Annotated in this window: 12 protein-coding genes; 7 read left to right on the plus strand and 5 right to left on the minus strand. The window is 64.4% G+C overall.

What is annotated here, in order from left to right; all coding sequences use genetic code 11:
* Nucleotides 1–218: 218 nt before the first annotated feature.
* From AC07VH_RS14455 to AC07VH_RS14465, 3 genes are all read right to left on the minus strand, one after another.
* Nucleotides 219–1,121, minus strand: a complete 903-nt coding sequence (locus tag AC07VH_RS14455; protein ID WP_475414083.1) for a LysR family transcriptional regulator — start codon at nucleotides 1,119–1,121, stop codon at nucleotides 219–221.
* An 84-nt stretch (nucleotides 1,122–1,205) separates the two neighbouring features.
* Nucleotides 1,206–2,135 (minus strand): pseudouridine-5'-phosphate glycosidase, encoded by a 930-nt coding sequence (locus AC07VH_RS14460; protein ID WP_409027184.1) that lies wholly within the window; start codon nucleotides 2,133–2,135, stop codon nucleotides 1,206–1,208.
* Between the two features lie 3 nt (nucleotides 2,136–2,138).
* Nucleotides 2,139–3,296 carry a carbohydrate kinase gene (locus tag AC07VH_RS14465; protein ID WP_494788469.1) on the minus strand — a complete coding sequence of 386 codons (1,158 nt, stop codon included), beginning with the start codon at nucleotides 3,294–3,296 and terminating at the stop codon, nucleotides 2,139–2,141.
* A gap of 361 nt (nucleotides 3,297–3,657) precedes the next feature.
* On the opposite strand from AC07VH_RS14465, the gene xapA reads away from it, so the two are divergent.
* The 7 genes from xapA (at nucleotide 3,658) to AC07VH_RS14500 (ending at nucleotide 12,287) form a co-directional block, all read left to right on the plus strand.
* Nucleotides 3,658–4,497: a xanthosine phosphorylase gene (xapA, locus tag AC07VH_RS14470; RefSeq protein ID WP_092798101.1), complete on the plus strand. Its 840-nt coding sequence runs from the start codon at nucleotides 3,658–3,660 to the stop codon at nucleotides 4,495–4,497.
* Between the two features lie 118 nt (nucleotides 4,498–4,615).
* On the plus strand, nucleotides 4,616–5,809 hold the full coding sequence (locus AC07VH_RS14475; protein WP_494788468.1) for a phosphopentomutase: 1,194 nt from the start codon (nucleotides 4,616–4,618) through the stop codon (nucleotides 5,807–5,809).
* A complete protein-coding gene (gene deoC / locus AC07VH_RS14480) occupies nucleotides 5,806–6,765 on the plus strand; it encodes a deoxyribose-phosphate aldolase (protein WP_494788467.1) in 960 nt (319 codons plus the stop codon). The genes AC07VH_RS14475 and deoC overlap by 4 nt, the downstream gene beginning before the upstream one ends.
* Before the next feature lie 12 nt (nucleotides 6,766–6,777).
* A complete protein-coding gene (locus tag AC07VH_RS14485; protein WP_494788466.1) occupies nucleotides 6,778–9,159 on the plus strand; it encodes an aldehyde dehydrogenase family protein in 2,382 nt (793 codons plus the stop codon).
* Between the two features lie 75 nt (nucleotides 9,160–9,234).
* Nucleotides 9,235–10,557 carry a thymidine phosphorylase gene (gene deoA / locus AC07VH_RS14490; RefSeq protein ID WP_494788465.1) on the plus strand — a complete coding sequence of 441 codons (1,323 nt, stop codon included), beginning with the start codon at nucleotides 9,235–9,237 and terminating at the stop codon, nucleotides 10,555–10,557.
* A 100-nt stretch (nucleotides 10,558–10,657) separates the two neighbouring features.
* Nucleotides 10,658–11,065, plus strand: a complete 408-nt coding sequence (locus AC07VH_RS14495) for a cytidine deaminase (RefSeq protein ID WP_034754695.1) — start codon at nucleotides 10,658–10,660, stop codon at nucleotides 11,063–11,065.
* A gap of 10 nt (nucleotides 11,066–11,075) precedes the next feature.
* Nucleotides 11,076–12,287, plus strand: a complete 1,212-nt coding sequence (locus tag AC07VH_RS14500) for a nucleoside deaminase (RefSeq protein ID WP_494788464.1) — start codon at nucleotides 11,076–11,078, stop codon at nucleotides 12,285–12,287.
* 1 nt (nucleotide 12,288) lies between these two features.
* On the opposite strand, the gene AC07VH_RS14505 is transcribed toward AC07VH_RS14500, so the two are convergent.
* Nucleotides 12,289–13,452: a dipeptidase gene (locus tag AC07VH_RS14505; RefSeq protein WP_494788463.1), complete on the minus strand. Its 1,164-nt coding sequence runs from the start codon at nucleotides 13,450–13,452 to the stop codon at nucleotides 12,289–12,291.
* 11 nt (nucleotides 13,453–13,463) lie between these two features.
* Nucleotides 13,464–13,886 carry a VOC family protein gene (locus AC07VH_RS14510; protein WP_494788462.1) on the minus strand — a complete coding sequence of 141 codons (423 nt, stop codon included), beginning with the start codon at nucleotides 13,884–13,886 and terminating at the stop codon, nucleotides 13,464–13,466.
* Nucleotides 13,887–13,919: the final 33 nt, after the last annotated feature.

Raw genomic sequence — 13,919 nt, forward strand, 5'->3', positions numbered from 1 at the left:
AGTGTGATGCTCATGCAACAGTCGCGCCCCGTCTCTTTTATAGGTACAACATCGAATGGGGCGGCCGGAGCGGGCTGGGATGCGCCGTCAGTGGACGGGCAGGGCAAGCACGGGACCGGCGCCGCGATGGGCGTCCGAATCACTATGCATCATGCCAGATATGTATGACAAATACGTTTTTGTTTATGTATTTATATGCGGCGCATATAAATGGCCTGTCAGGCGGATGGGGGATTAATAATATTCAAGAAAGCCCGCACGACGGGAGCGTCGTCGAGCGTGGTGTAGCTGATGTACAGGTTGGCCGACGGCGGATTGGTTTTGATCGGTAGAAATACGACGCCGGGCCAGCCGATGCGGCTCGTCGTTTCCGGCACCAGGGTCACGCCCAGGCCCGCGCCCACCATGGCCAGCAGGGTTTGCGGTTCGCTCGCTTCCTGGAAGATCACGGGTTCGAAACCGGCGTTGATGCAGCATTGCACCAGGTAGCGGGGAAACGCGGATTTGTCGAGGTTGAGGGTCAGCATGGGCTCTTGGGCGATGTCGATCAGCTCGATGGCCGTGTTTTTCGCCAGCGGATGGTGTTCATTGACGGCCACGCACACGTTCTCGCGGAAGCACAGTTCCTGGCGCAGGTTGTCGTGGCGCAAGTCGTCGTCGTTGAGTTTGGGTTCGCGCCAGAAGCCCACGTCGATCTGCTTGGCGCGCAAGGCTTCGTATTGCACCGTGGGACCGAATTCATGGATGGTCCAGGTGACGCGGGGAAATTTGGTCTGGAATTCTTCCAGCAGGCTGGGGATGGGGCCCCACATGGCCGAGCCGACGATGCCCACGCGCAAGCGGCCCACTTCGCCCCGGTCGATCTGGCGGATGGTGTCGATGGTCATGCGCATCTTGGCCAGCAGTTCGGCCGCCTCGTTCATCAGCGCCTTGCCCGCCACGGTCAGCTCGAAGGTGCGCGTGGTGCGCGCAAACAGGCGCACGCCCAGTTCGCTTTCCAGTTTCATGATCTGCTGGCTCAGGGGCGGCTGCGAGATATGCAGGCGCTCGGCGGCGCGGCTGAAGCTTTTCTCCTCGGCAACGGCAAGAAAATACTTTAACTGTTTCAGATCGATGGACATGCTTTCCTTGGCGTTGCGTGGTGCTTGGCGATGGAACGGCGCGCGGACCGTGCAGGCGCGCGCGCTTTCTTTACAGCAGTCCTATTATCGTGCCACGACCGCCTGCATGGCAATGGCCAGCGCGGTGCCGACTTGCGCATTGTGCTTGACCAGGGCGATATTCGTCGCCAGGCTGCGGCCATCCGTCAGCTGCTTGATGCGCGACAACAGGAAAGGCGTGACTTGCTTGCCCTTCACGCCGCCCGCGTCCGCTTCCTGCAAGGCTTGCGTGGTGATCGCATCGATTTCTTCCTTGGGCATCGCTTGCGCGGCCGGTACGGGATTGCTGACGATCACGCCGCCTTTCAAGCCCAGCTGCCATTTCGTGCCGATGAAGGCGGCCTGCTCGGCTGCCGTATCGAGGCGGAAATCGGCCTTGAAGCCGCTTTCGCGCGTGAAGAAGGCAGGGAAACCTTCCTGGCCCACGCTGATGACGGGCACGCCATGGGTTTCCAGGTATTCCAGGGTCAGGCCGATGTCGAGGATGGATTTGACGCCCGCGCAGACGACGGCCACGGACGTGTGCGCCAATTCCTGCAAGTCGGCGGAAATGTCGAAGCTCGTTTCCGCGCCGCGGTGCACGCCGCCGATGCCGCCCGTGACGAACACGGCAATGCCGGCCAGTTCCGCGCAGATCATGGTGGCGGCCACGGTGGTGGCGCCCAGTTTGCCCTGCGACAGCACGAACGGCAGGTCGCGGCGGCTGACCTTCATGGCGTCGGGCGAGGTGCCCAGCAATTCCAGCTGCTCCGGCGACAGGCCCACGCAGATCTTGCCGCCGATGATGGCGATGGTGGCCGGCACGGCGCCGCCGTCGCGGATGATCTGTTCCACTTCGCGCGCCATCTCCACGTTTTGCGGATACGGCATGCCGTGCGAAATGATGGTCGATTCCAGTGCCACGATGGCCTTGCCGGCGGCGCGCGCGTCGAGGACTTCTTGCGAGAACGAGAGGAAGTTATTCAGTTGCGTCATGTGTCAATCCTGTTGAAAGAGGGTGGGGGGAGGCGGCGCCAGGTCGGCGTCGTCAATGTCGTCGAGGGCGCCGGCCGAGATCAGTGGCGAGACGGTGGCGTCGGATTCCAGGGTCATGGCGGCCAGCTTCAGGCCGCGCCGGCAAGCCAGTTTCAGGTCGCTGCTGTCGTGGTACAGCGACCAGCAGACGGCGGCGGAAAACGCGTCGCCGGCGCCCGTCACATCGACGGCGTCCACCTCGCGCGCGGCCAGGTGGACGATGGGCGCATCAAGATTGTCGCCATCGGTGAAGTACACGCCTTCGCCGCCGCAGGTGACGATCACCTGGCGCGCGCCCTGGCGCTGCACTTCGCGGCAGGCGGCGCGCACCTCGAATGCCGTCGGCAAGGCCCGCGCCACGCGCGTTTCCAGTTCGCCCCGGTTGAGGATCAGCAGGTGCAAGCCCGTCAGGTCTTGCGGCAGGTGCGCCATCTTCGGCTGCGAGACGGCGACGATGACGAGCGGCGTCGCGTGGGCCGCGTCCTGGCGCGCATCGGCCAGCAGCGCCTGCACGCTGTCGTGACCCAGGTTCAGGTCGCAGACGGTGAGGGCGGCGGCGGCGCGCTGCGGCTGGCGGCTGTGCAAAAAGGCCGGTGTCAGCTGTTCATAGAGTTGCATGTTGGCCATCGCCAGCAGCATTTCGCCATGTTCGTCGAGCACGGCCGTGTAGGTGCCGCTGCTGGTGTTGCTTAAATGCAGGCTGCCGCGCATGTCGATGCCCGCGTCTTCCGCGTGCGTCTGCAGCGCATGGCCGGCCGCGTCGTCGCCCAGCGCCGTCAGCAGGGCGACGGGAATCGACAATCGGGCCAGGTTTTCCGCGATGTTGCGGCCCACGCCGCCAAACACTTCTTCCGAGCGCACGGGATTCGAGGTGCCCATCTGCAAGGTCGCCAGCGTGCGCATCTTGCGGTCGAGGTTGGCGGCGCCTATGCACAGCACGGGGCGGCTGTCGGGCAGCACGTAGGCGCGTCCCAGCAGGCGTCGCTCGCGGATCAGCCCGGCGATGTGGCCGGCAACGGCCGAGCGCGACAAGCCCAGTTCGCTCGCCAGGTCTTGCTGCGAAATGAAGGGGTTGTTGCGGATCAGCGCATATAGCTGGTCTTTTTTATTGGTATCGGTCACAAGTTTTCGATGAAGGTTTAAACATTTGTCTGCGACTGTAAACATTTGTCTTGCAGGTGTCAAGCGGGTGTCAAGCGTGCATAAAAAACCTTCGTATGGAGCTTGTATGCATGCATTTCCAGGGCATGGCAGGCCTGGGCTAGCCTCGACTATAATATCGGCCATTTATATTTGAATTGTATAAATGGGCAAGAAAAATGGTATTTGCCATACATATTCCGTTTGATGCATAGTGGCGGCAAATAGAGGCAATACGCATCTGGATAGTCCAGCAACACCCATACATACCCGATACCTGGGCTGCGGCACCGTGCCGCTGCGCAGGCAGCAACCATCATCATTAGTCATTACGAGGATAACCATGTCGAACAACGCCCCTTTCCACGCCGCCGAAATCATCCGTGCCCGCGCTCCTGAAAATTTCAAGCCGCGCGTGGCGATGATCCTCGGCTCCGGCCTGGGTGTGTTGGCCGAGCAGATGACGGACGCCGTCAGCATCAGCTTTGACGAATTGCCAGGTTTCCCGATCAGCACCGTGCACGGCCATGCGGGCGAACTGGTGGTTGGCACCCTGTCGGGCGTCGCCGTCGTCTGCATGAAGGGCCGTGGCCACTTCTATGAAGGCTATGGCATGGGCGTGATGACGAGCGCCATCCGCACCTTGAAACTGCTGGGCTGCGAAATGCTGTTCGTTACCAACGCCGCCGGTTCCCTGCGCCCTGAAGTGGACGCCGGCAGCCTGGTGGCCATCAGCGACCATATCAACCTGCTGCCAGGCACGCCGATGGTCGGCCCGAACGACGACCGCTTCGGCCCGCGCTTCTTCAGCATGGCCAATGCCTACGATGCGGACCTGCGCAAGCTGGTCAAGGACACGGCCGCGTCGAACGGCATCACCCTGCACGAAGGCGTGTTCGTCGCCTACCCTGGCCCGAACTTCGAGACGGCCGCCGAAATCCGCATGATGGCCCGCCTGGGCGCCGACACGGTCGGCATGTCCGTGGTGCCTGAAGTGGTCTCGGCCCGCCATTGCGACCTGAAAGTGGTGGGTGTGTCCGTCATCACCAACCTGGCCGAAGGCATGTCGCCATTCGCCCTGTCGCACGAACAAACCCTGAAATACGCGGCCATCGGCGCGAAAGACCTGGTCAAGCTGATCCTGGCCTTCCTGGCGACCGTATCGGCTACGCCGCAAGCCTAAGTACTTTTTTACGCAGCAGCGGCGCGCCGGCCATCGGCGCCGCCGCGCGGCAGGCCGGGAAAATCCGGCCTACACTGTCCGCATCATCTTTGCATCATTCCATAAAGCGAGCCTTATCATGTCACGCGCATTTATCCTCCTGCTTGATTCCTTCGGCCTTGGCGCAACGCCAGACGCCGCCAAGTATGGCGACGCAGGTGCCAATACCTTTGGCCACATTGCCAGCACTGTCGCCAAAAGCGGCAAGACCTTGAAACTCCCGAACATGGAACGCCTGGGCCTGGGCGCCGCCGCGCACCTGGCCAGCGGCGAATGGGCCACCGGCTTCGACCAGCGCGACGGCTTCACCGGCGCCTACGGCGCGGCGCGCGAGCGCTCCACCGGCAAGGACACGCAGAGCGGCCACTGGGAAATCGCCGGCGTGCCCGTCGAATTCGACTGGGGCTACTTCCCACGCACCATGCCATCGTTCCCGGCCGACCTGACCGATAAATTGAAAGCCCTGTCCGGCGTGCCCGGCTTCCTCGGCGACTGTCATGCCTCGGGCACGGACATCATCAACAAGCATGGCGATGAACACGTCGCCACCGGCAAGCTGATTATCTATACCTCGGGCGACTCGGTGATGCAGATCGCCGCGCACGAAGAATCGTTCGGCCTCGAGCGCCTGTATCAGGTGTGCGAAATGGCCTTCAAGCTGGTCGAGCCGTACAACATCGGCCGCGTCATCGCCCGCCCGTTCACGGGCAGCAATGGCAACTACACGCGTACTTCCAACCGCCACGACTATGCGGTGGCGCCGCCAAGCAAGACCCTGCTCGACCACGTCAAGGATGCGGGCGGCGAAGTCGTCGGCCTGGGCAAGATCAGCGACATTTTCGCGACCCAGGGCATCTCGCGTGTCGTGAAGGGCGTCGACAACATGGCGCTGTTCGAAGCGCTGCTGAAGACGGCCGATGAAGTGCAGGACAAGTCGCTCACTTTCGTGAACTTCGTCGACTTCGACCAGGCGTTCGGCCACCGCCGCAACGTCGACGGCTATGCCGACGCGCTGCGCGAAATGGATGCGCGCCTGCCGGAATTCATGGCCAAGCTGAAGGAAGGCGACCTGGTCGTGATCACCGCCGACCATGGCTGCGACCCCACCTGGCACGGCTCCGACCACACCCGCGAACACATTCCGATGATCTTCTTCGGTCCCGGCGTCGCCCCGCGCGCACTGGGCATTTCCGAGACGTTCTCCGATATTGGCCAAACCCTCGCCAAGCACCTTGGCGTACCACCACTTGCTAATGGAACCAGCTTGTTATGACACTCATGCACCCCGAATTCAAGCGTAACGAGGCCGTCGGCCTCGACCTGGGCTGGATCAACCAGATCCGCGTCAACCGCGCCGCGACGGACCGCCGCGCGGCCAGCCTGGCGAACCGCCGTACCGTGAAAAAGGAATACCAGGCCGCCTGGCTGGTGAAAGCCATCCAGATGATCGACCTGACCACCCTGGGCGGCGACGATACGCCGGGCCGCGTGGAACGCCTGTGCATGAAGGCCATGCGCCCGCTGCGCGCCGACCTGATGGACGCGCTGGGCTTGACGCAGCTGAGCACCGGCGCCGTGTGCGTGTACCACGAGATGATCCAGCCGGCCGTGAAAGTCATCCAGGACCGCCTGCCCATCGCCGCCGTGTCGACGGGTTTCCCGGCCGGCCTGACGAGCATGGAAACGAAGCTGCGCGAGATCGAACTGTCGGTTGCCGCTGGTGCTTCCGAAATCGATATCGTCATCACGCGCCAGCATGTCCTGAACGGCAACTGGCAGGTGCTATACGACGAAATGCTGGCTTACCGCAAGGCGTGCGGCGAAGCGCACGTGAAGGCGATTCTCGCCACGGGCGACTTGCTGACCATGGAAAACGTGGCCAAGGCATCGTGGGTCTGCATGATGGCGGGCGCCGATTTCATCAAGACCTCCACCGGCAAGGAAGGCGTGAACGCCACCATTCCCGTGGCCCTGACGATGGTGCGCACGATCCGCGAATACCACGAGCAGACGGGCTTCCAGGTGGGCTTCAAGCCGGCCGGCGGCGTCAGCTCGGCCAAGAGCGCGCTGCAATACCTGACCCTGATGAAGGAAGAACTGGGTAACGAATGGCTGCAGCCGCACCTGTTCCGCATCGGCGCTTCCAGCCTGCTGACCGACATCGAGCGCCAGCTCGAGCACTACGTCACCGGCAGCTACTCGGCCAATCATCGTCACGCACAACCTTAAAGAACAATCGTCATGCCTACAATTAACGAGATTCTCACTACTATGGACTACGGCCCTGCTCCCGAAAGTCAAAAAGAAGCGCAGGCGTGGCTCGACGGCCACCAGCGCACATTCGGCCTGTTTATCGACAATGCATGGAGCGAGCCGGCCGAACTGTTCGCCTCGACCAATCCTGCCGACGGCACGCAGCTGGCCGAACTGACGCAAGCCACCGACGCCGACGTGGAACGCGCCGTGGAAGCGGCGCGCCGCGCGCTGCCCGTATGGCAAGGCATGGGCGGCCATGGCCGCGCGAAAGTCATGTACGCGCTGGCCCGCTTGCTGCAAAAGCATTCGCGCCTGTTCGCCGTGCTGGAAACCCTGGACAACGGCAAGACCATCCGCGAAACGCGCGATATCGATTTGCCGCTGGCCGCGCGCCACTTCTACCATCACGCAGGCTGGGCGCAGCTGCAGTCGGAAGAATTCGCCGACTACCGCGCCGTGGGCGTGGTGGGCCAGATCGTGCCGTGGAATTTCCCCCTGCTGATGCTGTCGTGGAAAATCGCCCCGGCACTGGCGGCCGGTAACACGGTCGTCTTCAAGCCGGCCGAATTCACGTCGCTGACCGCCATGCTGTTCGCCGAATTGTGCCTGCAGGCCGGCGTGCCTGCCGGCGTGGTCAACATCGTCACCGGCGACGGCCGCGTGGGCTCGGCCATCGTCAACCATCCTGGCGTCGACAAGATCGCCTTTACGGGTTCCACCGAAGTGGGCCGCCTCATTCGTGAAGCGACGGCCGGCAGCGGCAAGAAGCTGTCCCTCGAATTGGGCGGCAAGTCGCCGTTCATCGTCTTCGAAGACGCGGACCTGGACGGCGCCGTGGAAGGCCTGGTCGATTCGATCTGGTTCAACCAGGGGCAAGTGTGCTGCGCCGGTTCGCGCCTGCTGGTGCAGGAATCGGTTCAGGAGCGCTTCCTGAACAAGGTGCGCGCGCGCATGGAAAACCTGCGTCTCGGCTCACCGCTGGACAAATCGATGGACGTGGGCGCGCTGGTCGACCCCGTGCAGCGCCAGCGCATCGCCGCGCTCGTCGATTCGGCCCGCGCCGAAGGCTGCGACGTGTGGCAACCGGCGTGCGAACTGCCGGCTGACGGCTCGTGGTTCCCGCCCACCCTGATCACCGGTGCGTCGACCTCGGCCGCCGTGGCGCAGGCTGAAATCTTCGGCCCCGTGCTGGTGGCCATGAGCTTCCGCACGCCGCCTGAAGCGGTGCAGCTGGCCAACAACACGGTGTACGGCCTGGCCGCCAGCGTGTGGACCGAGTCGATCAGCCTGGCCCTCGATATCGCGCCCGCCATCAAGGCTGGCGTGGTGTGGATCAACAGCGCGAACCAGTTCGACGCCGCTTGCGGCTTCGGCGGCTACCGTGAATCGGGCTTCGGCCGCGAAGGCGGCCGCGAAGGCATGCTGGAATACATGACGGCCCTGGCCGAAGATGCACGTCCGGCCCTGCCGGTGGTGGAAGCGAAAACCAAGGCCAACGTGAAGCCGGCGGCAGCCGACCCGTTCGCCATCGACCGCACGGCCAAGATGTACATCGGCGGCAAGCAGGCACGCCCCGACAGCGCCTACAGCACTCCGGTGTTCGGCGCCAACGGCGCCCTGCTGGCCGAAGTGGGCGTGGGCAGCCGCAAGGACATCCGCAACGCCGTCGAGGCGGCGCACAAGGCGTCCGGCTGGACCAGCGCCACGGCGCACAACCGCGCGCAAGTGCTGTACTACATCGCTGAAAACCTGGCAGCGCGCGCCGACGAATTCGCCGCCCGCATCGCCGCCATGACGGGCAATAAAAATCCGGAGAAGGAAGTGCAGGCATCGATCGAACGCCTGTTCTACTACGCCGCCTGGGCCGACAAGTACGACGGCCTGGCGCACCAGCCGCCGACGAAGGGCATCACCGTGGCGCTGAACGAAGCGGTCGGCGTGATCGGCATCGTCTGCCCGAATGAAGCGCCTTTGCTCGGCTTCATCTCGCTGGTGGCGCCGGCCATCGCGCTGGGCAACCGCGTGGTGGTGGTGCCGTCGGAAGCGCATCCGCTGTCCGCACTGGACCTGTACCAGGTCTTCGACACGTCCGATCTGCCGGGCGGCGTCGTCAACATCATCAGCGGCAACGCCGATGAACTGGCGCGCACGCTGGCCACGCACGCCGATATCGACGCCGTCTGGCGCCATGACGGTTCCGCCGACGGTTGCGCCGAAGTCGAGCGCCTGTCTGCCGGCACCCTGAAACGCACCTGGGTCGGCGGCGCCAAGGGCCGCGACTGGTACAGCGCCGCCCAAAGCGGTGGCCGTGCCGTTCTGGCGCATGCGTCGCAAGTGAAAAACGTGTGGATTCCTTACGGCGTCTGATTGACAACTGGAGTTGCAAAGCTGGGGTCAGAACCGTAGGGACTGACCCCAGTCTATTATGATCGGAGTTAATTCATGTTTTTGACCCAGGAAATCATTCGCAAGAAGCGCGACAAGGGCGTCTTGAGCGCCGAGGAAATCCAGTTTTTCGTGCGCGGCATCACTGACGGCAGCGTCAGCGAAGGGCAGATCGCGGCGCTGGGCATGGCCGTCTATTTCAACGACATGAACATGGACGAGCGCGTGGCGTTCACCCTGGCCATGCGCGATTCCGGCCAGGTGCTGGACTGGCGCTCGCTGAACCTGCCGGGTCCCATCGTCGACAAGCATTCGACGGGCGGCGTGGGCGACGTCGTCTCCCTGCTGCTGGGGCCCATGGTCGCCGCGTGCGGCGGCTACGTGCCGATGATCTCGGGCCGCGGCCTGGGCCACACGGGCGGCACCCTGGACAAGTTCGACGCCATTCCAGGCTATTGCACGGTGCCGGACAATGAGCTGTTCCGCAAAGTCGTCAAGGAAGTTGGCGTGGCCATCATCGGCCAGACGGCGCAGCTGGCGCCGGCCGACAAGCGTTTCTACAGCATCCGCGACGTCACCGCCACGGTGGAATCGGTGGCGATGATCACCGGCTCCATCCTGTCGAAGAAACTGTCGGCCGGCCTGGACGCGCTGGTGATGGACGTGAAAGTGGGCACGGGCGCCTTCATGCCGAGCTACGACAAGTCGGTGGAACTGGCCGAGAGCATCGTCGCCGTGGGCAATGGCGCGGGCATGCAGACGTCGGCGATCCTGACGGACATGAACGAGTCGCTGGCGCCGTACGCCGGCAATGCGCTGGAAGTGCGCGGCGCCATGGATTATCTGACGGGCCGTTCGCGTCCCGCGCGCCTGCATGAAGTCACCCTGGCGCTGTGCGCCGAGATGCTGGTGCTGGGCGGCCTGGCCGCCACCGAAGAGGAAGCGCGCGTGAAATTGACGGCGGCCCTCGATTCGGGCGCGGCGGCCGAGCGCTTTGCGCGCATGGTGTCGGCCCTGGGCGGCCCGGCCGACCTGGTCGAGCATCCGGACAAGCACCTGGAACAGGCGCCGTTCGTCGTGCCGGCACCGGCGCTGTCGGCCGGCTACGCCAACGTGCGCGATTGCCGCGCCATCGGCCTGGCCGTGGTGGCATTGGGCGGTGGCCGCCGACGTCCGAGCGACAGCATCGATTTCGCCGTCGGCCTGACGGACCTCGTGGGCCTGGGCGAGCAGGTGGCGATCGGCCAGCCGCTGGCCATGGTCCACGCGCGCACGGAAGCGGCGGCGCAGCAAGCCGTCAGGGAAATCCAGGAAGCGTATGCCATCGGCGCCGTGGCGCTGGCGGGCAATCCGGTGATTTATCGTACCATTCGTCCATAATTTAAATCTGGGGTCAGACCCCCGTTTGCGATGGCGTAGAGCTATGTGTCAGCGGTGTTGAGGGTCTGACCCCGGTAGTTGTCTAGTGTAGAGAGAACAAATGAACAACCAAGAACTGATCGCCGAAGCCAACGCCGGCCGCGAACTGGCCTACGCGCCATACTCGCGTTTCAAGGTGGGCGCGGCATTGCTGTGCAAGGATGGCCGCGTCTTCCGCGGCTGTAACGTGGAAAACGCCGCGTATGGCCTGTGCAACTGCGCCGAACGCACGGCGTTTTTCAGCGCTATCGCGCATGGCTGCAAACCGGGCGACTTCGCCAAACTGGCCGTCACGGGCGACACGGCCGAGCCGATTTCGCCATGCGGCGCCTGCCGCCAGGTGATCTTCGAGATGGGCGGCGCCGACCTGCCGGTGATCCTGACGAACCTGAAAAACGACGTCATGGAAGTGACGGCGGGCTGGCTGCTGCCGCACGGCTTCGGCAATTCCGACCTGGACATGAAGTAACAGGACCCGCTTGAACAAGACGATCGACATCCAGGCCGCCGTGGCCATCGCCGCGGCCGAAGCCATGGCGGCCAAGACGCAGGGTACCTTTGGCGTGGGCGGCGTGCTGCTCGATGGCGCCGGCAACGTGCTGCAATCGATGCACAACAACGTCGTGCGCCAGGGCCTGGTGTTCGACCCCACCGCGCATGGCGAGCGCCAGCTGGTGGACTGGTATTTCGCCGAGCGGGCCAAGGGCACGCCCTTGCCGCCGCCGGGGGAACTGACCATCGTCACGTCGCTCGATCCCTGCTGCATGTGCACGGGCGCCATCCTGGCGGCCGGTTTCAACGTGGTGGTGGCCGCGCCCGACGTCAAGGCGGGCATCAATTACGATGGCAGCGCCACGTTTACGGCCTTGCCGGCGCCGCTGCAGGCGCAGGCGGGCCGCAGTTTTTGCTATCCGGCCGTGCGCGGCGCCACGGAGTATGCGCGCCTGCCGTCCGGCGCCGTGCCCAAATCTTTTTTCATCGGCAAGAGCATCCACGAGGCGACGCAGGCACTGTGCTCGCTCGTGTTCGAAGCAACATCGGCGCAGGTGATGCAGCTGCTGAACGCCGGCGACGACGTGCCCCTGCGTGATCCGGCCGCCTTGCCGTCCGAGCATGCGGTGGTGCGCGCCTTGCGGCGCCGCTATCCCGACGCCCTGACTTACCGCTGCGACCCGCACGCGCCCGATGCGGGCCTGGCGCCATTCCTGCAGGCGGCCATGGAGCAGGACCTGCGCGATGGCGGCCAGGGCGATGCGGCCGCCTTGCTCGATTCCTTCGGCAACCTGCTGCTGTGCATGCCGGGAAAGTTGAGCCAGTCGGCCATCCGCACGCCGTTCATGGAATGCACGCGCCAGTACGCGCAGCTGCGCTATGAATTGATGGCGAATGCGGCGCCGGCGCTGCAGGAGGAAATCAAAAGCTACCTGGGCCACCCCAAGCACGGTACCTTCGTGCTGGCCATCGGCCCGGACGACAGCGCCGCCAGTTTCATGACCCTGGGCGCCTACGGCTCCACCATGGAAGGGGCGCTGCCGGAGAATAATCCCGCACAGTTCCAGTACGTGCGCCCGGCCATGGCGCCAGACGCGCTGCTGGCGCTGTGCGGGACGATGCCGCCCCTGTACCGCAAGCTGATACGCATCCGGCCGCGCCAGGTGGCGGACCAGGCCCTGGTCCAGGCGCTAGGCTAGTTTAGGCGTCATCGTCGGGCAGGTTTTTCAGCAAGAAGTCGCGCACGTTCGCGCCGGCCACGCGGCGGATCTGCGCTTCCGACAGGCCAGCATCCAGCAGCGCCTGCGTCAAGCGCGGCAAGCCCGCCGCGTCGATGGCCGTGGTGACGGCGCCGTCGAAGTCCGAGCCATAGGCCACGTGTTCGGCGCCGATCAGCTTGACCGTATACTTGATGGCGCGCGCGATCGATGCCACGTCCTTGCCGCAGACGGCCGTATTCCAGAAACCGATGCCCACCAGGCCGCCCTGGGCGGCGATGCGTTTCAATTGGGCGTCGCTCAGGTTGCGCCCGTTGGCGCAGGTGCCGCGCACGCCCGTGTGCGAGACCATCACGGGGCGTTTCGCCAACGTCAGCACGTCGTCGATGGTGGCCGGCGAGGCGTGCGCCAGGTCGACGATCATCTTGCGCTGCTCCATGTCGCGCAGCCATTGCCGGCCCAGCGGCGTCAGGCCGCCTTTCTTCAGGCCGTGCTGGGAGCCGGACAGTTCCGTATCGAAGAAATGCGTGGGCGCGGCCATGCGGAAGCCGGCCTTGTACAAGGTATCGAGGTTGTCCAGCTTGCCTTCGAGCGCATGCGCGCCTTCCAGTGTCAGCCAGCCGGCCAGCAGGGCGGGGTCCTTTTCGCGCGCGGCGATGAAGCTGCGCAGCTGCGCGCGGCTGCCGATGACGCGCACCTTGCCATGGCTCTTGGCTGTTTGCTGGCGCAGCTCGTCGGCCTGGTAAGTAGCGCGCGCCAGCAGGCTGTTCCAGGTGGCGGGCGGCAAGCCTTGCGCCACCACCAGCGCCGTGATGTTGTCCGTGTCGCCGCCGTTGCGCGCGATATTCATCTTGCGCGGCGTCTTGGTGACGACGGAAAAGGCTTGCAGCGCCACGTTGGCCCGCTGCAGGCGGGGGAAGTCGACATGGCCGCGCTGGCTGTCGCGGTTCAGATTGCGTTGCCACAGCAGGCTGTCGGCGTGCAGGTCGGCGATCCACAGGCTCTGGTGCAGGGCCATGGCCGCTGGCGACGGCGTCTTGCCGGATGGTGCGTGGATGCGGTTGAGGTGCTCGTCGACGAGGACGGGAGCGGACAGGAAACCGCCGATCAGCGCAAGGCTGGCGGCGGTGAGGGTAGCGACAATCATTGTTCTCCGTTTTACCATGGATCGTAGGTGCCCAGGCTCCAGATGTGGCCTTCCGGGTCGCGGCAGGTAAAGCCCCGTCCGCCGTAATCTTCATCCTTGATGTCGAGCACGATCTCGGCGCCGGCTTCACGCGCGCTGCGGTAGACGGCATCGGCGTCGCTGACGACCAGGTAGCAGTTTTGCGTGTTGGCGCCGCCGACGTCGCTTGGCAGTTTCATCAGGCGGCCGTAGTCGCTGTCGAGGGCGGGCGCCACCATGACCATGCCGTTGCCAAAGCTGAGCTGGGCGTGCGCGACACCGCCTTCGCCATCGGGCACGATCAATTGCTTTTCAAAACCGAGCGCCTTGCACAGCCATTCGATGGCGGCGGGCGCGTCGCGGTAGCGCAGACAGGGGATGGTGGTCGCGGTTGTCGCTTTTGCTGTAATGGTCATCTGAAAACTCCTATGGCAGGTGGGGAGTAGCTT

The sequence above is a fragment of the Janthinobacterium sp. GW821-FHT03C10 genome (genome assembly GCF_059420865.1).